At 61.6% G+C, this 24,301-nt stretch carries 21 protein-coding genes and 2 tRNA genes; 12 read left to right on the top strand and 11 right to left on the bottom strand.

Annotated elements, in window-relative coordinates; all coding sequences use genetic code 11:
• Window positions 1–20 precede the first annotated feature (20 nt).
• Window positions 21–1,388 carry a DNA repair protein RadA gene (gene radA, locus BUB09_RS12070; protein WP_072897971.1) on the top strand — a complete coding sequence of 456 codons (1,368 nt, stop codon included), beginning with the start codon at window positions 21–23 and terminating at the stop codon, window positions 1,386–1,388.
• Between the two features lie 11 nt (window positions 1,389–1,399).
• Here the strand turns inward: radA and BUB09_RS12065 are convergent, their stop codons facing one another.
• The 4 genes from BUB09_RS12065 to BUB09_RS12050 form a co-directional block, all read right to left on the bottom strand.
• Window positions 1,400–1,729, bottom strand: coding sequence for a hypothetical protein (locus BUB09_RS12065; RefSeq protein WP_072897970.1), 330 nt, complete (start codon window positions 1,727–1,729; stop codon window positions 1,400–1,402).
• Window positions 1,730–1,739: 10 nt separating this feature from the next.
• Window positions 1,740–3,125: a PhoH family protein gene (locus tag BUB09_RS12060; protein ID WP_436232912.1), complete on the bottom strand. Its 1,386-nt coding sequence runs from the start codon at window positions 3,123–3,125 to the stop codon at window positions 1,740–1,742.
• 114 nt (window positions 3,126–3,239) lie between these two features.
• Window positions 3,240–3,707: a peroxiredoxin gene (locus BUB09_RS12055; RefSeq protein WP_072897968.1), complete on the bottom strand. Its 468-nt coding sequence runs from the start codon at window positions 3,705–3,707 to the stop codon at window positions 3,240–3,242.
• Between the two features lie 23 nt (window positions 3,708–3,730).
• Window positions 3,731–4,354 carry a glycine cleavage system transcriptional repressor gene (locus BUB09_RS12050; protein ID WP_245793270.1) on the bottom strand — a complete coding sequence of 208 codons (624 nt, stop codon included), beginning with the start codon at window positions 4,352–4,354 and terminating at the stop codon, window positions 3,731–3,733.
• A 94-nt stretch (window positions 4,355–4,448) separates the two neighbouring features.
• Between BUB09_RS12050 and dapA the strand changes: the two genes are divergently transcribed.
• From dapA to BUB09_RS12035, 3 genes are all read left to right on the top strand, one after another.
• On the top strand, window positions 4,449–5,327 hold the full coding sequence (dapA, locus tag BUB09_RS12045; protein WP_072897967.1) for a 4-hydroxy-tetrahydrodipicolinate synthase: 879 nt from the start codon (window positions 4,449–4,451) through the stop codon (window positions 5,325–5,327).
• Window positions 5,328–5,329: 2 nt separating this feature from the next.
• A complete protein-coding gene (locus BUB09_RS12040; protein WP_072897966.1) occupies window positions 5,330–5,608 on the top strand; it encodes a hypothetical protein in 279 nt (92 codons plus the stop codon).
• A gap of 78 nt (window positions 5,609–5,686) precedes the next feature.
• Window positions 5,687–5,778 (top strand) — tRNA-Ser (locus tag BUB09_RS12035).
• Window positions 5,779–5,975: 197 nt separating this feature from the next.
• Here the strand turns inward: BUB09_RS12035 and BUB09_RS12030 are convergent.
• Window positions 5,976–6,052, bottom strand: a tRNA-Arg gene (locus BUB09_RS12030).
• A gap of 239 nt (window positions 6,053–6,291) precedes the next feature.
• Here BUB09_RS12030 and BUB09_RS12025 point away from each other — a divergent pair.
• From BUB09_RS12025 to BUB09_RS12015, 3 genes are all read left to right on the top strand, one after another.
• Entirely contained in the window at window positions 6,292–6,573 is a 282-nt protein-coding gene (locus BUB09_RS12025) for a hypothetical protein (protein ID WP_072897965.1), read from the top strand.
• A gap of 164 nt (window positions 6,574–6,737) precedes the next feature.
• Window positions 6,738–9,626 (top strand): SLBB domain-containing protein, encoded by a 2,889-nt coding sequence (locus BUB09_RS12020; RefSeq protein ID WP_084083387.1) that lies wholly within the window; start codon window positions 6,738–6,740, stop codon window positions 9,624–9,626.
• 46 nt (window positions 9,627–9,672) lie between these two features.
• Complete coding sequence (locus tag BUB09_RS12015; protein ID WP_072897963.1) at window positions 9,673–11,775, top strand: YjbH domain-containing protein; 2,103 nt, start codon at window positions 9,673–9,675, stop codon at window positions 11,773–11,775.
• A 56-nt stretch (window positions 11,776–11,831) separates the two neighbouring features.
• Here the strand turns inward: BUB09_RS12015 and BUB09_RS12010 are convergent, their stop codons facing one another.
• The gene (locus BUB09_RS12010) at window positions 11,832–12,515 is read right to left on the bottom strand and encodes a YjbF family lipoprotein (RefSeq protein ID WP_072897962.1); all 684 of its coding nucleotides are present in this window, start codon (window positions 12,513–12,515) and stop codon (window positions 11,832–11,834) included.
• Between the two features lie 227 nt (window positions 12,516–12,742).
• On the opposite strand from BUB09_RS12010, the gene BUB09_RS12005 reads away from it, so the two are divergent.
• The 3 genes from BUB09_RS12005 (at window position 12,743) to BUB09_RS11995 (ending at window position 15,593) form a co-directional block, all read left to right on the top strand.
• The gene (locus tag BUB09_RS12005) at window positions 12,743–13,756 is read left to right on the top strand and encodes a class I fructose-bisphosphate aldolase (protein ID WP_072897961.1); all 1,014 of its coding nucleotides are present in this window, start codon (window positions 12,743–12,745) and stop codon (window positions 13,754–13,756) included.
• 131 nt (window positions 13,757–13,887) lie between these two features.
• Complete coding sequence (locus BUB09_RS12000) at window positions 13,888–14,676, top strand: SDR family oxidoreductase (protein ID WP_072897960.1); 789 nt, start codon at window positions 13,888–13,890, stop codon at window positions 14,674–14,676.
• Window positions 14,676–15,593, top strand: coding sequence for a 5'-nucleotidase (locus tag BUB09_RS11995; RefSeq protein ID WP_072897959.1), 918 nt, complete (start codon window positions 14,676–14,678; stop codon window positions 15,591–15,593). Before BUB09_RS12000 ends, BUB09_RS11995 begins: the two co-directional genes overlap by 1 nt.
• 9 nt (window positions 15,594–15,602) lie before the next feature.
• On the opposite strand, the gene BUB09_RS11990 is transcribed toward BUB09_RS11995, so the two are convergent.
• The 5 genes from BUB09_RS11990 to map all read right to left on the bottom strand — a co-directional run bounded on the left by BUB09_RS11990 (window position 15,603) and on the right by map (window position 22,215).
• Entirely contained in the window at window positions 15,603–16,622 is a 1,020-nt protein-coding gene (locus BUB09_RS11990; protein ID WP_084083386.1) for a YheT family hydrolase, read from the bottom strand.
• Window position 16,623: 1 nt separating this feature from the next.
• Window positions 16,624–17,775 carry a succinyl-diaminopimelate desuccinylase gene (dapE, locus tag BUB09_RS11985; RefSeq protein ID WP_072897958.1) on the bottom strand — a complete coding sequence of 384 codons (1,152 nt, stop codon included), beginning with the start codon at window positions 17,773–17,775 and terminating at the stop codon, window positions 16,624–16,626.
• Between the two features lie 8 nt (window positions 17,776–17,783).
• Complete coding sequence (dapD, locus tag BUB09_RS11980; RefSeq protein WP_072897957.1) at window positions 17,784–18,605, bottom strand: 2,3,4,5-tetrahydropyridine-2,6-dicarboxylate N-succinyltransferase; 822 nt, start codon at window positions 18,603–18,605, stop codon at window positions 17,784–17,786.
• Window positions 18,606–18,630: 25 nt separating this feature from the next.
• Window positions 18,631–21,312: a [protein-PII] uridylyltransferase gene (gene glnD / locus BUB09_RS11975; protein WP_072897956.1), complete on the bottom strand. Its 2,682-nt coding sequence runs from the start codon at window positions 21,310–21,312 to the stop codon at window positions 18,631–18,633.
• A gap of 93 nt (window positions 21,313–21,405) precedes the next feature.
• Complete coding sequence (gene map, locus BUB09_RS11970) at window positions 21,406–22,215, bottom strand: type I methionyl aminopeptidase (RefSeq protein WP_072897955.1); 810 nt, start codon at window positions 22,213–22,215, stop codon at window positions 21,406–21,408.
• 185 nt (window positions 22,216–22,400) lie between these two features.
• On the opposite strand from map, the gene rpsB reads away from it, so the two are divergent.
• Window positions 22,401–23,204: a 30S ribosomal protein S2 gene (rpsB, locus tag BUB09_RS11965; RefSeq protein WP_072898040.1), complete on the top strand. Its 804-nt coding sequence runs from the start codon at window positions 22,401–22,403 to the stop codon at window positions 23,202–23,204.
• Window positions 23,205–23,312: 108 nt separating this feature from the next.
• Window positions 23,313–24,194: a translation elongation factor Ts gene (gene tsf / locus BUB09_RS11960; RefSeq protein ID WP_072897954.1), complete on the top strand. Its 882-nt coding sequence runs from the start codon at window positions 23,313–23,315 to the stop codon at window positions 24,192–24,194.
• Window positions 24,195–24,301: the final 107 nt, after the last annotated feature.

The raw sequence follows: 24,301 nt of genomic DNA, 5'->3' as shown, positions 1-24,301 counted from the left end.
CAGGCTTCATACTGACGTCTATGGCAAAGATTTCGAGCAAGCGTTCGGTGCGTTATGTATGTCAGGCCTGCGGGGCGGAATCGCCGAAATGGGCTGGACAATGTGCGGATTGCGGGGCGTGGAATACGCTGATTGAATCGGCGGGTGAGGCGACCACCCCGGACCGGCGCGCCGCCATCGCCGGCGAGGCCCGGATCGAGCGCCTGCACGAGGTCGAAACCGAAGATGCGCCGCGAGTTGCTTCGGGGCTGCCCGAGATGGATCGAGTGCTCGGAGGCGGTATCGTACCGGGCGCCGTCATCCTGATCGGCGGCGATCCTGGCATCGGCAAGTCCACGCTGCTGCTGCAGGTGCTGGCGGCACTCGAAGGGCGACTCGACACTTTGTACGTCAGTGGCGAAGAGTCGTTGTCACAGGTGCGGCTGCGGGCTAGTCGTCTGGGCCTGCCGCGACTCGATCTGCCTGTGTTGGCCGAGACCGGTGTCGAGCGGATCATCGATCAGCTGACCCGGCATCGGCCAGGGCTGGTCGTCATCGACTCCATCCAAACCTTGTACACCGACGCCCTGGACTCGGCGCCCGGGTCCGTGTCGCAGTTGCGTGAATGCGCCGCACGATTGGTCCGGCATGCCAAGGCGAGCGGTACGGCGGTGATTCTGGTGGGACACGTTACCAAGGAAGGCGCCATCGCCGGCCCGCGTGTGCTCGAGCATATGGTCGACACGGTGCTGTACTTCGAGCATGACGCCGGCAGTCGATTCCGTATCGTCAGGGCCGTGAAGAATCGTTTTGGCGCCGTCAACGAGCTCGGCGTGTTCGCTATGACGGATGCCGGCCTGAAGGAAGTCAGCAATCCGTCAGCGCTGTTTTTGTCGCGTCATGACCAGCCGGTCGCCGGAAGCGTCATTACCGTGACCCGTCAGGGCAGTCGCCCGCTATTGGTCGAAGTCCAGGCTCTGGTCGATGCAAGCCACGGCGGCAGCCCCCGGCGTGTCACGCTCGGTCTGGAAAGCAACCGTTTGAATATGCTGCTGGCCGTTCTGCACCGCCACGGCGGGGTGTCATTGGCCGACCAAGATGTGTTCGCCAATGTGGTGGGCGGCATGCGCATTCAGGAGCCTGCTGCCGACTTGCCGTTGCTGCTGGCGGCACTGTCGAGTTTTCGTGGGCGGCCGGTCGCCCATGACACCGTGGTGTTTGGCGAGGTTGGGCTGGCTGGCGAAATTCGCCCGGTCCAGAACGGCGAGGAGCGCCTGCAGGAGGCGGCCAAGCATGGTTTCAAGCGGGCGATCATTCCGGAATCGAATCGGCCGCGTAAGGCAGCCAAGCTCGACATCGAGATCGTGGCCGTTGCCCGGATCGAGCAGGCGCTCGATCAGGCACTGTAGCGTCCCGATCGCTAGAGCAAGCTGGCGACGGCGGCAGGCAGCTTGAACTGCTTGTCGGCCAGGCGCTGGTTCAACGCCACGCCGATCCATTCTCGCGAGCTACTGAAGCTTTTCAGTCGAATGAAGCGCTCGTCACCGATGCGCTCCAATTCATAACGCTCAATCGCCACGGTAATAGGCTCGAGTTCGCCCTTGAGCCGCAGCCGCAGTTGTACACGAGCGCCGGCAGTGTCGACTTGGCAGTCGTCGATGGCGCCGTACTGCGACAGCTTCTCGTTGGCAAAACTTCTGATGAATAGCGCGATGGCGCCATCCTTCATGCCTTTCAGCTTGTTGAGCATCGGCGCGTCTCTACAGCACGTCAGACGCGTAAGCCGCCAGGCGCGATCGCTCACCGCGTGCCAGGGTTACGTGCCCACCATGAGCCCAGCCGCGAAAGCGGTCAACGACATAGGTCAGGCCTGATGTGGTCTCGGACAGATACGGCGTATCGATCTGACCCAGGTTACCGAGGCAGATCATCTTGCTGCCTGGGCCGCAGCGCGTGATCAGCGTCTTCATTTGCTTGCTGGTCAGGTTCTGCGCTTCGTCGATGATGATCAGGCGATTCAGGAACGTGCGTCCGCGCATGAAGTTGATCGACCGGATCTTGATGCGCTTTGATAACAGATCGTTCGTCGCCGCGCGCTCCCAATCGCCCGCACTGCTGGTCTGGGTCAGGACTTCCAGATTGTCCATCAGAGCGCCCATCCAGGGCGTCATTTTTTCTTCTTCGGTGCCCGGCAGGAAGCCGATGTCATCACCCAGCGGGACGGTGACCCGCGTCATGATGATTTCGCGATAACGCGTTTCATCGAGCACCTGTGCAAGGCCGGCGGCGAGCGTCAGCAGCGTCTTGCCGGTGCCGGCGGTACCCAGCAACGTGACGAAATCGATATCGGGATCGAGCAGCAGATTCAGCGCAAAGTTCTGCTCTCGGTTTTTGGCGTGGATGCCCCAGACCGGCGTCTTGCCGGCACGATAGTCACGAATCACACGCAGCTTGGCGGTGTCGCCGTCGATGGATTGCACCATCAGCTCCAGGCCGCGCTCGTTTTCGTCCGGCATAAACACGAACTGATTGACGTGCCAGTCTTTGACGTTGGGGCCTTGCAACTTGTAGCAGGCACGGCCGCGCTCATCCTGCCAGCTTTCCATCTTTTCGCCGTGCGTCTGCCAAAAGTCATCTGAAAGCTGGGCATAGCCGCTGGGCAGCAGATCGAGATCATCGAGAACCTGATCGTTGTGGTAGTCCTCGGTGTGGACTCCGACGATCGCGGCCTTGAGCCGCAGGTTGATGTCCTTGCTGACCAGTGTGACGCGGCGGTTCGGCTGCTGGCCTTGCAGTGCCAAGGCGGTCAACAGAATGCTGTTGTCCGGCTTGTTGCCCGGGAGAATCCCGGGCAACGATGTGGCCGTCGGTTGCGTCTGGAAGAACAGCTTTCCGCTGGCCGGCTCGCCGTGGCGGCCGCCGTTGGGGCCGTTATGCCGCTGCAGGCCCGTCGGAATGCTCAGGCCCTTCTCGATCTGAGCGTGATCCTTTCCGGCAACCAGATCGTCGAGAAGACGGCTGACTTGCCGCGCTGTCCGCGCTGTATCGGTGGTGCCCTTTTTGAGTCCGTCGAGTTCTTCCAGCACCACCATTGGAATGAACAGATCGTGTTCCTCGAAGCGGAACAGACTGCTCGGATCGTGCATCAGCACGTTGGTGTCAAGCACGAAGATTTTTTTCTTCACGGGGTCCTGTTGCGGCGACGGATGGACTGCAGCGCTGCCGTCCTGGCAGCGGCGGTGATGCGGCCCCGGTAGCGCCTACAGCGCTTGCACCGCGGCGAGCACTTCTTCGGCGTGACCCTTGACCTTCACCGAGCGCCATTGGCGTACGAGCTTGCCTTTGGCGTCAAATAAGAAGGTGCTGCGGTCAATGCCCATGTACTTGCGGCCATACAAGCTCTTTTCGACGATGGCGCCAAACGCATTGCAGAGCGTTTCGTCCGCATCCGACAGCAGCGCAAACGGGAAGCCGAACTTGCTACAGAAGTTGTCATGGGCGCGGACGCTGTCTTTGGATACCCCGACGATATCCGCCCCTGCCTTCTGGAACTCGGCATAAAGTCGGGTGAATTCCTGACCCTCCAGCGTGCAGCCTGGCGTGTTGTCCTTCGGATAAAAATAAACCACCAACTTCTTGCCCTTGTAGGCCTTCTTCAACTCGATGGTGCTACCACCGCTGGCGGGTAGTGCCAGATCGGGAAGGGCGTCGCCGATGACGATACTCATCGTGGCTTGGTTCTCGTTTGGGTTCAGGTTTTGATCGGATCGAGCATGCCGTCGGCGTTCAAGTCGTCGCAAAGGTCCATGAATGACTCACGTAGCGCTTGAGGATGCTGGTTGACCGGTACGTGTAGCACCATTTGGACGCTGCACATTTCGGCACCGGTGTAGTTCGATGCGTACTTCTGCGTCGAAATCTCCGCCACCTCGACGTCCTGGCTGGCGAAGAACTCCAATAGATGAACCAGAAGGTCGGGCTGCTGCGGCGCGATCACGTCGGCTGCGTACGGACGGAACTCCGGGTTCTGTTCGCGCGGGCCGCAGCGTTCGAATCGGACCTGCAGATCGAGTTTCTGGGCGATGCCGGGTAGGGCGGTTTCAAGACGGCCCAATGCACTCCAGTTGCCGGACACGACCAGATTGGCCGCAAGACGATCGCCGATGGGCGCGATCCGACAATCTTCGACCTCGCAACCTCGCTCTCTGATGGCGCGGAACAACTCGAGCGGGATATTGGCGCGGGCCCGGGCGAGTACGGAGATGGAAAGCAGGCTGTCTTGGGCGGACATCGTGTCGCAGGTAGGACGGATGGTCGAGTTTAGGCAGGGGCTACCCAAATGTCGAACCTGCGCCGTGCCGGTCGAATCCAGCATTGCCGCCGTCGTTTGAGTGACGTCAGCGGGTATACTGCCGCGCCGTCCGGCTCGCTTCCGGACGTCCTCATCCGCCATCAATTCAGCGCAAATCATGATCAAGGGCAGTCTCGTCGCTTTGGTGACCCCGATGGATGCTACGGGCGCCGTCGATTTTGCGAGCCTCGATGCTCTGGTCGAGTGGCACATCGAGCAGGGTACCGATGGCATCGTCGCAGTCGGGACGACAGGCGAGTCGGCCACGCTGGATCTGGACGAACACCTCGCGGTCATTCGCCGTGTCGTCGACGTGGTCGCCCGGCGTATCCCCGTTATTGCGGGCACTGGTTCGAATTCGACGACCGAGGCCATTGAGCAGACCGTGGCCGCCAAGGCGATCGGCGCCGATGCCGCATTGCTGGTCACCCCGTACTACAACAAGCCGCCGCAACAGGGCTTGTACCTGCATTACCGCAAGATTGCCGAGTCGGTCGATCTGCCGTTGATTCTTTACAACGTGCCGGGACGCACGGGCTGCGACATGCTGCCCGAAACAGTACGTCGTCTGGCTCAAGTGCCCGGCATCGTCGGGCTTAAAGAAGCCAAGGGTGATCCCGAGCGTACGCGGGATCTGCTGGCTTTAGGGTTGCCGGCGGGTTTTGCCCTCTACTCCGGCGACGATGCCACGGCGCGTGAGGCGATTTTGCAAGGTTTCCATGGCGACATATCGGTTACCGCGAACGTTGCTCCGCGATTGATGCACCAACTCTGCGCCGCTGCACTCTCGGGTGATGCCGCGACCGCCGAGCAGATCGACCGCCAACTGTCCGCACTTCACCGCGATTTGTTTGTCGAACCCAATCCAATTCCGGCGAAGTGGGCACTGCACTTGATGGGCCGCGTTCCCGCGGGCATCCGGCTGCCGCTCATTCCGCTGGATCCTGCGCATCACCACACTGTCAGGGCTGCGTTGAGCGCGGCCGGAGCCATCTGACCATGAAGCGGCCGTCGATTTCTTTGCTCTTGATCTTCTCCGGCGCACTCGCGCTTCAAGGGTGCGCCGCCAATCGGTACTGCATTGGCGAACAGCCTTATCAGCGAGCCGAAGACCGTCCGATGTTGGTCGCCGTTGAGGGCCTCAAACTGCCGGAGTCGACCAATGCGCTTCGGATTCCTGCTCAGCCGCCCGCGATCGTTCCGTTCGGCACCCGTGATGCCAAAGGCGATGGCGTCTGCCTCGACAAGCCGCCAGGCATGCCCAAGATGCCATCCTGAAGCTGAAACTGACTTAAAACACTAGCCCGCGGTGACGGGCGTGCCGCTATAATGCGCGCCCGCTAAGCAGGCATCAGCGGAGAGATGTCCGAGTGGTTTAAGGAGCACGCCTGGAAAGCGTGTATACGGGTCAAACCGTATCGCGGGTTCGAATCCCGCTCTCTCCGCCATTTAAGCGAACCGCATCAAATTGATGCGGTGCGATCCGATGGGCCCCAATTTTCCGGGCACGTCTGCGCTGGGCGATCAAACCGCGAGCGCCGCCGATTGTGGTCACGCCCCAGTTTTCGCCACGGCTTCTTCGAATGCCACACGACGTGTGCCTACCGGCTCAACTGCTGCCCCGTTCGGTCTAATTCGGGTGGGATGGCGCGCCCGGCAGGATTCGAACCTGCGACCACTCGCTTAGAAGGCGAGTGCTCTATCCAACTGAGCTACGGGCGCGTACCGACATTTTAGTGGAAGCAAGCGAGTGATGTGGCGAGTCTTGCTTTCCGCGCTAACCCTGAGACGCGATGAATTGCTCACGTCGCCTTGCCGTTCAGGTCCGGTAAATGTGGCTGGAAATATTCATTAAATGGGTAGGATAAGGCTGAGCGCGCAAAGGGTTGGCAACAACTGAGCTTTTAAGTAGAGTGGCAGGCAAGACGTCGTTTCAGGCGTGTTTATCTCTGGAGATCGGAATGAAGAAGCTGCTGGCAGTCGCAGTTGCAGGTATGTTGATCAACGGTAGCGCGATGGCTGCGGAGCAGGGCGCCACCGGTGTTGCTGGCGGTGCGAGCACGGCGGCCACTAATGTCGGCTTGACCTTGGGCGTTGCAGCCGCCACCGCTGCCGCGATCGGCGTGGCAGTGAACGCCGCTGCCGGCGACGACACGGCTGATCTGCCGGCCGGCACGCTGCCGCCGGTGGTCAACCCGCCGACCACGTCGACGAGCACGTCCACGAGCACGGCGACTCGCTAACCTGCGTAAGGCCTCGGATCTCCGAGGCTTGATGTGAAGAAGGCCAGCTTTGCGCTGGCCTTCTTTGTTTACAGAAGTTAGCGGTCGACCTCAGTAACAGGTCGCCGTGCCGGTAAATACTTTGATGCAAGCTGGTCGGGTTCAATGGATTCGGGGGTCATAGGATGAGGGTTGTAGTCCGTTTGCTGCTGTGGTCCCTGATCACGATGATCGGATACGGCAGCCCGGTGTTGGCTCAATCGTCGTTGATCGATCCGTCGGTTCTGTCGCAACTCAGCGACGAGGAGAAAGCCCGTTTACTGGGTGGTCTAGGTAACGGTGATGCCGGGTCTATCGATCAGGATCGAGAGTTGCAGAATCCACAGGTGGTTCGGCCGCGCTCACCCAGTGGCAGTGGCTCGCCGGTTTCCAATGACGACCTCGACTACGACGATGTTCTCGTCGACCGCGAGTCCACGACTGGCTACGCAACCGGCGTCGATGGAGCGGAGTTTGATCGGGGTTCCGTGTCTGCATCAGGACGTGATACGCGCACGGAGTCTGATGCCGCTAACGCTGACCTGGATACGCAAAGCAATCGAATCAGAACCCAGGATCGAGACCGGCCCGCGTTGACTCGGTCGGGCGCAAATCAGCGGCGCCGTGACTCAACGGTGTCGGCTTACGCAAACGACGGCTCTCGAGTCCGCAAGCCATCCCTGAAGATGGAGGGGCGGCTCAAGCCGAGGCCGTTCGGTTACGAACTGTTTGCTGGAGTCCCCAGCACGTTTGCGCCGGCAACCGATATCCCGGTGCCAGGCGACTATGTAATCGGCCCGGGCGACAACGTTCGCGTCCAATTGTTTGGCAACCAAAACCAGACTTTCACATTGCTCGTTTCCCGCGATGGTACGGTCAATTTTCCGAAGCTGGGCCCGATCAGTACCAACGGGATGCGATTCGATGAATTGCAGGCCTTGCTTGAGAATCGCGTCAGCAAGGAGATGATCGGAACCACCGCTAGCGTGACCTTGGGGCGTCTGAGGTCGATGCGGGTGTTCGTGCTGGGCGACGTAACACGTCCGGGCTCGTACACGGTGTCGTCCTTGTCGACAATGACCCATGCGCTGTTCGTCAGCGGCGGCGTTACTGCGGTGGGTTCGTTGCGGCGGGTTCAGCTGAAGCGCTCCGGTGAGTTGATACAGACGCTCGATCTGTACAAGTTCCTTCTCGGTGGTGATTCCAGCGACGATGTTCGCTTGCAGCCTGGCGATGTGATTTTCGTGCCGCCGGTGGCAGCGCGGGTGACCGTTGAGGGCGAGGTCAAGCGGCCCGCGATCTACGAAATCGGGGGCGAGCGGACGCTCAGCGATCTGATCGCGCTGGCTGGCGGCCGGCTTGCGTCGAGTGATCAGACCTATATCGAGGTCGAGCGCGTCACCCGCGATGCACAGCGCCGCGTATTGAACTTCGACATGTCCAAGGCGGCCGACCTTTCGTCGCCCATCCAGGATGGTGATGTGGTTCGCGTGCGCCGCATCGCGCAACAGATTGCCAACGAAATTCGTGTGATCGGGCACGTGAAGTACCCTGGCAGTTATCCATGGGCCGACGGCCGCGACCTGCGGACCGTGCTGGATCAAGCGGGCGTTCGTTCGTCGGACATCGAGACCGAGGTGTATCTGCCGCTCGGAATCATCGAGCGTTCAAGCGAGTTGACGGGCATCCGCCAGTTTGTTGCATTCAATGTCGCGGAGGCGCTTTCGGGAGCGTCTTCGCCGTTGGCGTTGCAGCCTAATGATGTCGTGGTGGTCTTCAGTCGTGACGATGTCGACTACTTGAACTCCTATGAAGTCGAGGCCGTCCTGGGTGGCAAGCCAATCGCCGCGGGTAACCGCTGTGAAGCGCTTTCCGAGCTCGACGAGATGGTCAATAGCCAGCGAGCGGTGCGGTTTCTGCGCGCGCTGTCATCCGAGAATCATCGCTTGGAAAAGACCAGCCGGCGGCGAATGAGCTGCCCTGAAATATTCGAGACGGTTCCACGGGCGCTGCCGTTCCTGTTGGACAAGAGCGTTGCGGTCTATGGCGAAGTCGTGCGTCCGGGAATTTATCCGGTGGCCGATCAGACCGAACTCGAGTTGTTGCTTCGGGCCGCTGCCGGCGTTACGGGTGAGAGCGATTCCCGCAACGTGGAGTACCTGTCGTATGCCGACTCCGTCCGCGATGGCAAATCATCCTATCGAACGCTGGATCTGACGATCGATACGACCCGCAAACAAGCAGTGGCGGCGGGTGACGTGTTCAACTTCCGCCCGGTCTACCTGGACCAAGAGATCGGTTCAGTCCGCTTGATCGGCGAGGTTCGCTTTCCTGGCACGTACGGATTGATTCGGGGCGAAACCTTATCCCAGATGATCGCCAGAGCTGGTGGGTTGACCACCAGCGCCTTCCCCTATGGCGCCGTGTTTACTCGCGACAGTGCTCGCGCCGCCGAGACGGCGTCGTACAAGCGTGCCGCCGACGAGTTGCAGGAGGCCGTGGTCACCATCATGACCAACGGATCGCTGACCGGCGATGTGTCGTCGGTTGCCGCCTTCCTGGATGGTGTCGTCAAGCGCTTACAGAACGCCAAGGCGACCGGCCGTGTTGTGGTCCAGGCCGATCCCGCACTGCTGCGTCTACGGCCGGAACAGGACGTGATTCTGGAATCCGGCGATGCTTTGCTGATTCCCAAGCGGCCTACATCGGTCAGCATTGCGGGGCAGGTACTGAACCCAGGTTCGCAGTTGTTTGTTTCGGGGGATACCGCCGATGACTACCTGCGTCGAGCGGGTGGCGTCGGTGAAGCCGCCGACAAGGACCGGGCTTTCATCATCTACCCCAACGGTGAAGCGCGTCCGCTGAAGCTGGGCGCCTGGCAGTTCCAGAAGCCGGACGTACCGCCCGGCAGCTTGATCATCGTCCCGCGTGATGCGACGCCGCTGAACAAGCTGGTACTGAGTGAACGTCTGCTGTCGATCTTCTCGAACCTGGCGATCTCGGCTGCCGCGTTGGTCACGATCGGAAACAACTAGGTTGATCTCGACAAACGCGCTTTGCGCCGTAATTGCAGCGGCATCGATGGCCTTGGTCGTCGGTGCTGCCTCGGCGCAAGACGCGTCGGTAAACGACTTCGGTGCGGTTGGCCTGATGCAGACACCATCGGCCCGGATGTCGGACGACGGGACGTTCAAGGCGGGTCTTTCGATCGTTCGGCCCTATAACCAGTTGTTGCTTGGCGTGCAGCTATTTCCGTGGCTGGAAACGCAGTTTCGATATATCGAGGTCGATAACCGTCTCTACGGTCCGGTGGATTTCAGCGGCGATCAGACTTACAAGGATCGCGGCATCGACTTCAAAATCAGGCTGGTGGACGAGGGCGCTTACCGACCGGCCCTGGCGCTGGGTATGATGGATATCGGCGGTACCGGGCTGTTTTCGTCCGAGTATCTGGTGGCGAGCCGCCGCTACTACGACCTCGATTGGTCGATCGGCATCGGTTGGGGGCGCCTTGGCGCTCGCGGTGATATCGACAATCCCTTGTCGTTGCTGTCGAGCCGCTTTGATGATCGCGGCACCACCGAAATCGGAGACGTCGGAACCAACCGGATTTTTCGCGGCCGCCAGGTTTCGATCTTCGGTGGCCTGCAGTGGCAAACCCCGCTTCCAGGTATCAGCCTCAAGCTCGAGTACGACGGTAACGACTACCGGTCCGAGGCAATGGACAATGACCAGCCGGTACATTTCCCGGTAAACGCGGCAGTCAACTGGCGCCTCTGGGACTCGATGGATCTGGCGATGGGAATCGAGCGGGGCGATACGGTGATGTTCCGCTGGTCCGCGTTCACCAATTTCAACGAGCAACGCGGTCCGGCCAAGGTGCTGGATCCGCCGCCGAGTTCGTCGACGCTAAAGCGCCCTCCGGTCGAAACCGTTCCTTCGTCCGCACCGATGCCGGCGGCGGTGGATCAAGCACTGCTGACGGCGTTGCGTTCAGAGTTGGGCCGTCAGCGCATCACGCTGATTGCGCTGGATGCGAGCCAAGAACGTCGCGCGGTGACGCTGTGGTACGCGCAGAACTTCGCGCAGGATCCTCACTATGCATTGGGTCGTGCCGGGCAGTCGCTCGCGATGATGATGCCGCCAGGCTACGAGGCATTTACATTGGTCAATGTCGTCGGTGACTCGGAGACGTTTCGGGTCACGCTGCCGCGGCAGCAGATCGACAAGCTGATCGACTTTACCGGCAGCGCCGAAGAGATCCGCGCGACGGCGTTGCTCGACGTGCCGCAGCCGCCGTCGGCGATGCAGCAGGCCGCATTCGGCGACTACATCCGCTACCCCGGATTCTTCTGGGGCATGGGCCCGGCGCTGCGCCAGCACGTTGGCGGCCCCGACGATTTTTACTTCGGTCAGTTGTGGTGGCGCGTCAACGGAACGGCGGTGCTGAGTCCGCGCTGGTCGATGTCGACGACGTTGGGCGCCAATCTGTACAACAACTTCGATGGCTTGGTAGTGCGCGATACCAGCACACTGCCGGAAGTCCGCAGCAATGTCGTTCAATATTTGAAGGAAGGCGAGAACAACCTCGTCAAGCTCGAAACCAACTACATCTGGTCGCCGTCAACGAACCTGTCGACCCGACTGTCGGCCGGCATCTTCGAAGAAATGTACGGTGGCGTAGCGGGCGAAGTGTTGTATGCCAAGCCGTACTCGCGTTGGGCCGTCGGCGTCGACGGCGCTTGGGTACGCAAGCGCGATTTCGACCAGCGCTTCAGCTTCCAGGACTATGAGACGTTCACCGGGCACGTCACCGCCTACGTCGATCTGCCGTTCGGAAACCTGCACGTGAACGTCAGTGCCGGACGGTACTTGGCGAAGGACCTTGGTGCGACCTTGGAAGTGTCGCGCCGCTTCGAAAGCGGCGTTGTCGCGGGTGCCTTTGCAACCAAGACTGATGTTTCTGCCGCCGACTTCGGCGAGGGCAAGTTCGATAAGGGCTTGTTCCTGTACCTGCCGCTCGACATGTTCTTTGCACGCTCGACGCGTCGTTCCACCAATCTGGTGTTCCGGCCTTTGACCCGCGACGGCGGGCAGAAGGTCCGCAACGGCGTTCCGCTGTATGGAGTCTACGAGGCCGGTCGCTTCGATCCAGATGCCGACTGGGCCCAGATCACGCACTAAGCGAGTGGGCGCGCCAGCGGACGCACCCACTCGCTAATGTATTCGTCGGTCGGTCGTTAAGCCGGGCGTTTCAGAACTTCGAGTTCGAGCGGTGGTTGCCCCGGTGTCACGTGCTGAACGCTGCGCCAGGCCAGCGCGCTGCGAAGGCTGAGCCAGTAGCGATTGGTTTGACGCCACTGGCGGTCGCTCGACTGGAAGTCTTCCCGGACTCGCATCGTTTCCACCGCCTGATCCAGGATCGTGATCGTCTCGGTGCCTTCGATCGTGAAATCCGACGTGACGGAGATGCCGAAGCGAGTCCCCGCATCGACGCTGCGCCTCAGCCGTTCCAGCGGCCGATCGGGCCGGGTATGGTTGTACTGCTGCAGCAGATCCGGGCCAAATGACTGCGATCCCGTCATATCGGTCGGAAGACCGACGGTCTTGACGATGCGGCCGTGCATGACGCTCAGCATGATGCGGTTGGCGGATAGCCACTGCAGTTCGTCGCCCTGCTGCTGCGATAGCACCATGATGCCGCGGCTGCCTCGGCCGATGCGGACGCCAAGTTGGGCGTAGGGCGTGTCTTCAACTTGCTGACGCGTACGCGGATAGCCGTCCCCGGTGCCAAGTGTCACGGCCATCGTGTCGCGAACCAGTTCCAGCGTCGGGGTCTGGCTGCACGCCGCCAGCGGAACCGAAGCCGCTGCCAGCAGCAGTTCGCGACGGGATAACAACGGGGCCACGATAGGCGACGACATGGGGTTACAACTCCTTGGTTTGAAGACGACGATCGAGTGACGCCAGGATTGTGCCGTGAATTCAGGGGGCGGCGGTGACGTTGAGAAGTCACCTTGATGGTCGTAGCGCGACCCAGCTCTCGCCGTTGGCGACCAAAATCTCAAGGTCTGGTCATAGGCTGGCGGCCGTCGGTACAATCGGCGGGTGAGTTCCCTATCTATTGTGGCGTTTCCAACGGGGTTTTTGAGTGAACGAAAAGATTTTGAACGAGACTGCGCGCGCGATGGTGGCACCGGGCCGCGGCATCCTGGCGGCCGATGAATCCACTGGCACCATCAAGAAGCGCTTCGACAAGATCGGTATCGACAATGTCGAGGCCAATCGGCAGGCCTATCGCGACATGTTGTTCAACACGCCCGACTTCGAGAAGTACACCTCCGGCGTGATCTTGTTTGAGGAAACGCTGTTCCAGAAGAGCCTCTCCGGCGTTCCGTTCCCCGAACTGCTGGCCTCCAAGGGCGTCATTCCCGGCATCAAGGTCGACCAAGGTGCCAAGCCGCTGTTTGGCGGCGGCGCTGAAGAAACCATCACCGAAGGCCTCGACGGCTTGCGTGAACGCCTGCAGAAGTACAAAGCTGCGGGCGCCCGCTTCGCCAAATGGCGCGCGGTGATCGTCATCGGTGATGGCACGCCGTCCGACTACGCGATCCACACCAATGCTCATGCGCTGGCCCGTTATGCCGCGCTGTGCCAGGAAGCGGATATCGTTCCGATTGTCGAGCCCGAAGTGCTGATGGACGCCGACAACTCGATCGAGATCTGCGAATCGGTGACCGACCGCACGCTCGAAGCGGTGTTCCACGAACTGTACCTGCAGAAGGTGCTGCTCGAAGGCATCGTGCTCAAGCCGAATATGGTGGTCTCGGGTGCCAAGTGCCCGACCCAGGCCGGCGTGCAGGAAGTCGCCGAGCGCACCCTGAAGATCCTCAAGCGTCGCGTTCCGATCGCCGTGCCGGGCATCGCGTTCCTGTCGGGCGGCCAGAGCGACCAACTCGCGACCGCTCACCTCGACGCGATGAACAAGATCGGCGGCTTCACGTGGGGCCTGACGTTCTCGTACGGTCGAGCCCTGCAGGCTGCTGCGCTCAAGGCGTGGGGTGGCAGCAATGTCGAAGCCGGCAAGGCGGCGCATTTGCACCGCGCCAAGATGAACGGCCTTGCTTCGCTTGGTAAGTGGGACAAGTCGCTCGAAGCGGCTTGATTGTTCGCGATGCGGGCCTTCGCAGGCTCGCCGCTTGATCGACGCCCTCGGTGGAGGCGAGTTTCTCGCACTCCCCGAGGGCGTCGCTACTTTGGCGCCCGATCGGCGCGCCACACTCACGAGGGCGATCGATGACCGACATCTCAGGCAAGGTGGTTTGGATCACCGGAGCATCCAGCGGCATCGGTGAGGCAATGGCGATCGACGCCAGCCGGCGCGGCGCGCGGCTGGTGTTGTCGGCGCGGCGAGCACCTGAATTGGAACGCGTCCGTGCGGCCTGTACGAATCTGTCGCAGGTTGCCGTACTTCCGGTGGATCTGACGGACTTCAACGCCGACGACGTCGCTGCACGCGCGGCTGCGTTCTTCGGGCCGGTGGATGTGCTCGTCAACAATGCCGGCATCTCGCAGCGCAGCTCGGTGTTGCAGACCTCTATGGACGTCTACCGCCGGATTTTCGAGCTCGACTTCTTTGCGCCGGTGGCGTTGACCAAGGCGGTGCTGCCGGCGATGGTTGAGCGCGGTGGCGGGCATGTCGTCACCATCTCCAGCGTCGTCGGTTATGTCGGTACGCCGCAGCGCTCGGGTTACGCGGCGGCCAAGCATGCCGTGCAAGGTTTCTTCGACGCGGCACGTGCCGAGTTGTGGCGCGAGAATGTTCGCTTCACGACCGTCTGCCCGGGCTATATCCGGACCAATGTATCGATGAATGCGATCACCGCCGACGGCCAGGCGCACGGTCAGATGGACCGCGGTCAGTTGCGAGGCATGGACGCGGGCGTGTGTGCCCGCAAGATCTGGAATGCAGTAGCGGCCGATCGCGACGAGATCGCCATCGGTAAAGAAGCGCTGATCATCTGGGCCAAGCGCTTCATGCCGGGCGCGGTGGCGTATGGCTTAAAGCGGGCAAAGGTGACCTGATGCCCGTCAGCTTGGACGGCAAGCTGGTCGTGGCGCTGTCGTCGCGCGCGCTGTTCGATTTCGAAGAAGAGAACCAAGTCTTCGAAGGGCACGACGATCGGGCCTATATGAGCGTGCAGCTCGAGCGCCTTGACCGTATCGCCAGACCGGGCGTTGCGTTTCCACTGGTGCGAAAGCTGCTGGCGTTCAACACCGCCGAGGCCAGCCGGGTCGAGGTCGTGATTTTGTCGCGGAACGATCCGGTGTCCGGGCTGCGTGTCTTCCGATCGGCGCGTGCGCATCAGTTGTCGATCGAGCGCGGCGTATTCACTCGCGGACGGCCGCCCTTTCGTTATCTCAAAGCACTGGGCGCCGTATTGTTTCTGTCAGCCAACGAGGCGGACGTCCGCGATGCGCTTGATGCGGGTTTCCCTTCGGCACGCGTCTATCCGGAATCGGCGCGCAATGCCGAACAGTATCCAGACGAAGTTCGCATCGCCTTCGACGGCGATGCCGTGCTGTTTTCCGATGAGGCCGAGCGCGTTTATCAGGCCAACGGTCTGGGTGCGTTCACGACCCACGAAACCGACAATGTCGCGTCTCCGCTGCCGCCTGGACCGTTCAAGCCGCTGCTCCAGGCGCTGCATCGTTTGCAGCAGGCGAGCGAGGGACCGGCTCCGATGCGCTTGCGGACCGCACTGGTCACAGCGCGTAGCGCGCCGGCTCACGAGCGCGCCGTCCGCACGCTGATGCAGTGGGGCCTGGAAGTCGACGAGGCGATGTTTCTGGGTGGCTTGGACAAAGGCGCGTTTCTGCGCGAGTTCGAGCCGGATTTTTTCTTCGACGATCAAACCGGGCACTGCGAATCGGCATCGCAGTTCGTGCCGACCGGCCACGTGGCGTCGGGTATCTCCAATCCGGTCAAGCTCCGCGACTGAGCGACGGGCTCAAGCAGCGCAACGCAGCAGTTCGATCACCCGCGGTTCGGTCCAGGCGTTCAAGGCCCAGTCCTCGATAAAGCCGCAGTGCCCACCGCGGAGTAGGCGATCGTATGCGAGCACCGACCCGGTGGCCCGCAAGCCGTCGAAGTCTTGAATCGGGATCACGCTGTCGTCAACGGCGGTGATCACCGCCAGCGGCGACGCGGCATTAACCAGCATTGCCGGCGTCAGCGTGTAGCGCTCGAAGTAGTCTTCGAGCGTTTCGTACTCGGTGTAGTCCTCTACGAAACGGCGGGTCAGTTCGACGAAGTTTCGCAGCGGCCGATGGGTACTGAAGTCGTAACGACCGGGCCAGGCTTGCGACTTCAGTTCCATCGTCAAGCGCCACTTTTCGAGAAAGTAGCCGTGGAACAGTTTTGGGCCTGCGTCGATCGCCTCCAGCGTGTGCCGGGGATGAATTGCAGGCGAGATGCCGATCGACAGCTTTGGATGTACGCCGTTCTCCGGGCCGTATAGGCCGACGCGCAGTGCAAAGTTGCCGCCTAACGAGAACCCGATGACGAACAGATCGTTGCTGGCATCAAGCTGCCGCGCCGCGCGTATCGCGCCGAGTACCTCGCCGATTCTTGCCGAGTGGAACATCTGCTCGTTGAGCGCATGCGTGCCGGCATGGTCGCGAAGATTCAGCCGAAATACGGCGTACCCTTCGCGGTGCAGCGCGCTGGCCATCGAATATAGATAGCTCGATTCATGGCTGCCTTCCCAGCCATGAATCAGTACGACCAGGCCGCGTGACGATGCATGCGGCGTCAGCATGCCGGTCAATCGCACACCGTCGCCGCAGTCGAGCACGTGCGAGGTCGAGAGCGGTACAAGGTCGATACCGCGGCGGGCCCACAAGCGGCGCGCGGGACGCTTGGTGGCCAGAATGGTCTGCATCAGCGTGCTGCGCAGTCCTAGAGGCGGTTCGAATGCTGGCGTCGTCACGGCCAGCAGCGACTCCCGATCGTGACGGGCGTCGTCCATGTCAGCGGAGCAACCGTTGCAGGATGCCCTCGTAGACCGACGACAGCTTGGCCAAGTCACTGATCTTCACATGCTCGTTGAGCTTGTGGATGCTGTCGTTGATCGGGCCGATCTCGACCGTTTGCGCGCCCCATGGGGCGATGAAGCGGGCATCGGAAGTGCCGCCACCAGTAAAGAAATCGGGCTTGATACCGACTGCGGACTCGATGCTCGCCACCGCCGCATCGATCAATTCGGCTTGAGCGGTCAGGAACGGCTCACCCGACAGCCACCAGTCGGCGTCATAACGCGGGCAGTGTCGATCCAGCACCGCGTGTACCCGAGCCTTGAGTTGTTCTGCCGTGGACTCGGTGCAGTAGCGGAAGTTGAACACGACGTCGGCTTCGCCTGGAATCACATTGTTGGCGCCGGTTCCGCTATGAAGGTTGGATATCTGGAACGAGGTTGGTGGAAAGTGCGCATTGCCGTTATCCCACTGTGTGGCCACCAATTCGGCGAGGGCCGGCATCAATCGGTGAACGGGATTGTCTCCCTTGTGGGGATAGGCCACGTGGCCCTGCTTGCCATGAACGCGCAGGTTGCAGCCCAGTGAGCCTCGACGCCCAACCACAATACGATCGCCGAATGTTTCGTTCGACGATGCCTCGCCCACGATGGCGTACTGCGGCACGATCCCGCGGGCCTTCAGCACCTCGACGACATGCCGTGTGCCATGGCGCGCAGCACCTTCTTCGTCGCTGGTGATCAGAAAGGCGAGAGTGCCCTTGTGCTCGCCGGCGGCGATGAAACGCTCGACAGCGCAGACCATCGCCGCAATGCCGGACTTCATATCCGCTGCGCCGCGGCCGTAGAGAACGCCGTTGCGTACCGTCGGAGTAAATGGATCGCTATCCCAGCGATCCAAAGGACCGGTCGGCACGACGTCGGTGTGCCCGGCGAGAATCATCAAGGGCGCGCCGCTGCCGCGCGTCGCCCACAAATTGGTGATGCCACCGGCGTTGATCCACTCGGCGCTGAATCCGAGCGGCGCCAAGCGCGACATCAGCAATTCGCAGCAACCTCCATCGTCCGGCGTCAGCGAACGGCGTGCGATCAACTCGCAAGCAAGCTCGAATTCCGGCCCATATTCCGGTGTGTTTCCGTCTGCCGCCATGGTCGTGCTCAGTCGTCGCGCAACAGGGCGTTGATACCCACTTTGGCGCGGGTTTGTGCGTCGACGCGTTTGACGATGATGGCCGCGTTGAGGTTGTAGCGACCGTTGTCCTTCGGCAAAGATCCTGCGACGACAACCGCACCAGCGGGAACGCGACCGTAGCTGATCTCGCCGCTGGCACGATCGTAGATGGGCGTGCTCTGGCCGATGAACACGCCCATCGAAATGACGGCACCTTTCTCAACGATGACGCCTTCGACGATCTCGGATCGCGCGCCGATGAAGCAGTCGTCTTCAATGATGGTCGGACTGGCCTGCAAGGGCTCGAGTACACCGCCGATGCCGACACCACCCGACAGATGCACACGCTCACCGATCTGCGCGCAACTGCCAACCGTGGCCCAGGTGTCGACCATCGTGCCGCGGCCAACGTAGGCACCGATGTTCACGTAGCTCGGCATCAGGATGGCGCCCGGTGCAATGTAGGCGCCTTTGCGAACGGCCGCCGGCGGCACGACGCGCGCGCCGAGCTTGCGGAAGTCCGCGTCGGTCCAGCCGTCGAACTTCAGCGGTACCTTGTCGAATCCGCTCAGCTGGCCCATCTCGATCGGAACGTTGTCGTGCAGACGAAAGAACAGCAATACGGCCTTCTTCAGCCAGTCGTTGACCTGCCAGCCCTTGTCGCCCGGTTCGGCAACACGTGCCTGTCCGCTGTCGAGCAGATCAATTGCGGCGATGACAGCGCTGCGGGTTGCCGAATCGGCACCGCTGAGGGTGTCACGGCGTTCCCAGGCATGTTCGATGATGACGCGTAGTTCGAGAAGATTCATGGTTTACGGATTGAAGGTAGCGGGATCAGTACGCGGCGCTGTGGTCTAGCGTCCGTACCAGCACTTCGCGCAGTTCGTCGAGCAGCTTGTCCGATATCGGATTGCGGGCTGAGTCGGTGATGAAAAACACATCCTCCGCTCGCTCGCCGATCGTTCCGATCTTGGCTGCGTCCAACAGAATCGAGCGCTTGTGGAAAACACGGCCGATCATCGACAGCAATCCCGGACGATCGGCGGTGACGATTTCGAGAATCGTCCGGTTGCGGACATGGTCGCGGCTGAAGCTGACGTTGGTCGGTGTGCTGAAATGCTTGAGCTTCTGCGGCATCCGACGGTTGACGTCGACGATCGAGATCGTCGGATCGCCTAAAACTTTCTGCAGCGAATCACGAATCTCGTCGAAGCGGTGCGGCTGGTTGATCGGCGTGCCGTCACCTTCCATGACGACATAGGAGTCGAGTGTGAAGCCGTCGGCCGTCGTATTGATGCGCGCGTCGAGAATGTTCAGGCCCAGCCGCGCCAACACGCCGGTCGACAACCCGAACAGGTGGTCGCGGTCGCGCGTGTAGACGAACACGGTCGTCTCGCGGCCATCGAGCGCACGCACCAGAATCAGCGGCAGATCGGTTTCCTTGGCGTGGACGATCTCCGGGAGATGCCAAGCCAACTCTTCAGGCGAATGGCGCAGGAAGTAGTCGTCTTCGAACCGAGCCCACACTTGCTGGGTCTGCGCGGCTGAAATGTCACCGGTCGCCAGCAGCTCCAGTGCCCGCGCCTTGGCTTCGGCCGCCATATCGTCGCTGCGCAGCGGATTGTCGAGGCCTCGTTCGAGCGCGCGTGCCGTCGACCGATAAAGCTCGGTCAGCAAGGACTCGCGCCAGCTGTTCCACAGCGCAGGGTTGGTCGCTCGAATATCGGCGACGGTCATCAGGAACAGGTAGTCGAGGCGATCGGGCGTGCCGACCTTGCGGGCAAAATCGGCGACGACTTGCGGGTCGCTGATATCGGCGCGCTGCGCAGTCAGCGACATCATCAAGTGGTGCTGTACCAGCCAGCTGATCAGCTCGGCGTCAGCATGCGACAAGCCGTGATTCAGGCAGAACTGCGTGGCTTCGACGGCACCGAGCTCGGAATGGTCGCCGCCACTGCCCTTGGACATGTCGTGGAAGAAGCCAGCGATATACAGCAGTTCCGGCTTTGAAAGCTTCTTGAACAGTTCGCTGCAGAACGGAAGCTCGTGCTGGAATCGCGGCAAGGCCATGCGCCGTAAGTTGCGCAGCACGTAGAGCAGATGCTCGTCGACGGTCAGCGTGTGGAACAGGTCGTATTGCATCAAGCCGACCACCTTGCCGAACGCCGGCAAGTAGCGACCGAGTACCCCGTAGCGATTCATCCGCCGCAAATTGCGTGTAAGGCCGGCGCCTTCACGGAACATTTCGATGAAGAAGGCGCGAGCGCGAACGTCGTTGCGGACATCCGCAGTGATCAGCCGGTTGTCGCGGACCAGCAGCCGCACGGTCTGCGCCGAAATGCCTTCGATCTTCGGGTGCTGTTGCAGCAGCAGGAAGATTTCGATCATCGAGGCCGGATGCTTGCGGAACAGTTCGTCGTCCCGCGCCTCGATGTACTGGCCGCGCATCTGGAAGCGCGAGTTCAAAGGCTGGATCGGCTGGGTCTGGTCGCCATGAATGATCGCGTCGTCGAACAACTGCAGCAGCATGTCGTTCAGGCACGACAGCGACTTGATCGTCCGGTAGTAGAGCTGCATGAACTGCTCGACCGCGCGATTCAGATCGCCGTCCACGTAGCCAAACAGCGCCGCAACTTTGATCTGATGGTCGAACAGCAGCCGGTCTTCGCGCCGCCCTGTGATCATGTGCAGTGCAAAGCGTACCCGCCACAGGAAATCCTGGCCGGCAAAAAGCTCATCGCACTCGGTCTTGGTCAGGAAGCCACGGTCGCGCAGCTCGTGAAGCGTCTGAGCACCGAAGTGCCGCTTGGCGACCCAGCCGACCGTATGGATGTCGCGCAGCCCACCTGGACTTTCCTTGACGTTGGGTTCGAGCTTGTAGCCCGTGTCGTCATACTTTCGATAGCGCGCTGCCTGTTCGTCCCGCTTGGCGCGGAAGAAGTCCGCAACCGGCCAGACTTTGTCTGGTGTCAGAGCGGACTGCATTTGCGCATACAAGCTGGCGTCGCCGATCAACAGCCTCGACTCGATCAGGTTGGTAATGACCGTGATGTCTTTGGCGGCTTCGCTGACGCAGTCGTCGACGGTGCGGACGCTTTGCCCGACTTCCAGGCCGATGTCCCAAAGAAAGGCGGTGAAGCGTTCCAATGCACCGCGGTACTGCTCGAGCGAGCCGGGTACGTGCAGCAGCAGAATGTCGATGTCCGAATGGGGCAACAACTCGCCACGGCCGTAGCCACCGACGGCAACCAGCGTCACCCCGGCCGGCGCCTCGGGTAGCACGCGGAGCCAGGCTTCGCGCAGCACCTCGTCGACGATATGCGAACGAGCGTGGACCAGCGAATCGGCCGGCGCGCCATCGTGGAACAAGCTGTAGAGCCGGTCGCGACCCCAGGCCAGCGTGTCGCGAAACGCGGTGACGGGCTTGAGCCCGTCGGCGCGCAAGCGGGTGCGGATCTTCCGCGCGGAAAACACCGCGGCGGCTTCGTCTTCGGCTAGATCGAGTTCGGCGCCCATCGTAAGGCTGTGGCTGCAACCGTGAGGATGACGGGCGATTGTCTCATGAGCCGACCACGATGGGGCGATCGGCGTTGGCCGCTACTGCGCCCGCTACAAGGATTCGTCGCTGCGCCGTGTCAGGACCTCGACGCCGTCGGCGGTAACCAGCACGGTGTGTTCCCACTGCGCTGACAGCGAGTGGTCCTTGGTGACCGCGGTCCAGGCATCGGGCAGCAGCTTGGTTTCCGGACGTCCGGCATTCAGCATCGGCTCAATCGTGAAGCACATGCCGGCCTCCAGCACCGTACCCGTGCCTGCGCGGCCGTAATGCAGCACTTGCGGTTCTTCGTGGAAGACCTTGCCGATGCCGTGGCCGCAGTACTCGCGTACGACGGAAAACCCCCGCGGCTCGGCGTACTTCTGTATTGCGCTGCCGATGTCGCCCAGCGTGGCGCCCGGGCGCACCTTTCGGATGCCTTCAAGCATCGCCTCGCGCGTGGTCTCGACCAAACGTCGGGCAAGGATGCCCGGCTCGCCCACGTAAAAGGTCTGACTGGTGTCGCCGTGCCAGCCGTCCTTGATCACCGTGATGTCGACGTTGACGATATCGCCGCGCTTGAGCGCTTTGGGTCCCGGGATGCCGTGACAGACGACGTGGTTGATCGAGGTGCAGATCGACTTTGGAAACGCAGGGCGACCTGGGGCCGCACCGTATCCCAGCGGGGCGGGGACGCAGCGCAGGTCGTTGACGATATACTCATGGCAGAGTCGGTCCAGCTCTTCCGTCGTCACACCCGCTTTGACGTGCGGTGCGATCATTTCGAGCACACTGGCGGCGGCACGGCCTGCGGCGCGCATGCCCTGAATTTCATCCGGTGTCCGCTTCAGCGAAATGCCGGAATGCTTGCCAGTCGAATCCATGCCAGTTACGTCCATCCGGATTGTCTCTGCGGGCCGGGCATGATATAAAGCCGCGCTTTTTTAAGCAACGAATCAGGCTGTGAGCCATTGCGCTTGGCCCACTCCTGACCATCCCATCCGTGCCGATCTTGGGTGAGCTATCACTACGGCGCGGTTTGATTAACCCAAGTCCTTTGGAGTTCTACATGTCCAGCATCACCATGCGCCAGCTTCTCGAAGCCGGCGTGCATTTCGGTCACCGCACCCGTTACTGGAACCCGAAGATGGAGTCCTACATCTTCGGCAGCCGCAACAAGATTCACATCATCAACCTCGAGCACACGCTGCCGATGTTGAAGGACGCCTGCAATTACGTCGGCAAGCTGGCCGCCAACGGTGGTCGCGTTCTGTTCGTCGGCACCAAGCGCGCCGCCCGTGAAGCCATTGAAGCTGAGGCAACCCGCGCCGGCATGCCGTTCGTCTCGCAGCGCTGGCTCGGCGGCACGCTGACCAACTTCAAGACGGTCAAGGGCTCGATCAAGCGCCTGCACGAAATGGAAAAGCAGCTGGAAGACGGCACCACGGCCCGTCTGTCCAAGAAGGAACAACTGCTGTTCACGCGTGAGCTGGAAAAGCTCCGCAAGTCCCTCGGCGGCATCAAGAACCTGCCGACGCTGCCGGACTGCCTGTTCATCGTCGACACCGGCTACGAAAAGATTGCCGTCGCCGAAGCTCGCAAGCTCGGCATCCCGGTCGTTGCGATCGTCGACTCGAACAATGATCCGCAGGGCATCGACGTGGTCATTCCGGGTAACGACGACGCCACCCGTGCGATCAAGGTCTACACCCAGTGCATCGCCGACGCGATCATCGAAGCACGCGCCGCCAATCCGGTTCCGTTCCGCGAAGCGCCGCCGGAAGTGACCCGCGAAGAGCGTCCGCGTCCGCCGCGCCGTGCCCCGCGTGGCGGCAAGCCGGGCGACCGCCGCGGCGAGAAGGCCGAGGCCTGATCCCGATGGCCGGAGCGTGCTCCGGCCATTCGTTGCATCTTCCCCCATCAACAGCGACCCCTGTGCTCGAACGAGGACACGGGGTCGTGATTCATTGAGGACCCGATTATGAGCACCCCGATTACTGCCTCCCTGGTAAAGGAGCTGCGCGACCGCACCGGCGCCGGCATGGGCGACTGCAAGAAGGCGCTGGAAGCGGTTGGCGGCGACATCGAAAAGGCGGCCGAAAAGCTGCGCATCGACGGCATGGCCAAGGCCGACAAGAAGGGCAGCCGCACCGCCGCCGAAGGCGTGATCGCCACCGCCAGCAGTGACGAAGCCGTCGCACTGGTGGAGGTCAACTGCGAAACCGACTTTGTCGCCAAGGGCGACGATTTCAAGGCGCTGGGCGAAACCGCCGCCAAGCTGGCGCTGAAGCACCGCCCGGCTACGGTCGAGGCTTTGCTGGCGCTGAAGGATGGCGAGCAGACGCTCGAGGAACTGCGTCGCGTGTTCGTCGCCAAGGCCGGCGAGAACACGACGATCCGTCGTTTCGAAGTGGTCGAGAAGTCGGGCGGGGCGATTGCTCAGTATCTGCATGGCGCCCGCATTGGTGTGGTCGTTGCGCTCAGCGCCGGCGACGCCGACCTGGCCAAGGACATCGCGATGCATGTTGCAGCGTCCAGCCCGCGGTACCTGGATGCGGCCGCCGTTCCGGCTGATGTGATCGATGCCGAGCGCAAGATCATCGAGGCCCAGAGCGCGGAGCAGGCAGCGGGCAAGCCGGCCGACATCGTCGCCAAGATGCTGGAAGGCAAGGTTCGCAAGTTCCTTTCTGAAATCACGCTGGTCGGTCAGCCGTTCGTCAAGGATCCAGACCAGACGGTCGAGAAGCTGCTCAAGTCGAAGAATGCCGGCGTTGCCCGCTTCGTTCGGCTCGCGGTCGGTGAAGGCATCGAAAAGAAGCAGGTGGATTTTGCGGCTGAAGTCGCTGCGGCCACTCAGGTTTGAACATCGGCTGAGTTAAACTGTCAGTAGATCAGTCGGATACAGAAGGCCCCGGAAACGGGGCCTTCTGTCGAATAAGGTCGACAACGTCAAACTGCCACCGAACCGTG

The sequence above is a fragment of the Hydrocarboniphaga daqingensis genome, assembly GCF_900129825.1.
Taxonomy (GTDB): Bacteria; Pseudomonadota; Gammaproteobacteria; order Nevskiales; family Nevskiaceae; genus Hydrocarboniphaga; species Hydrocarboniphaga daqingensis.
Note: the sequence above shows the minus strand (reverse complement) of the source record. Positions and strands in the feature narration are given on the sequence as shown.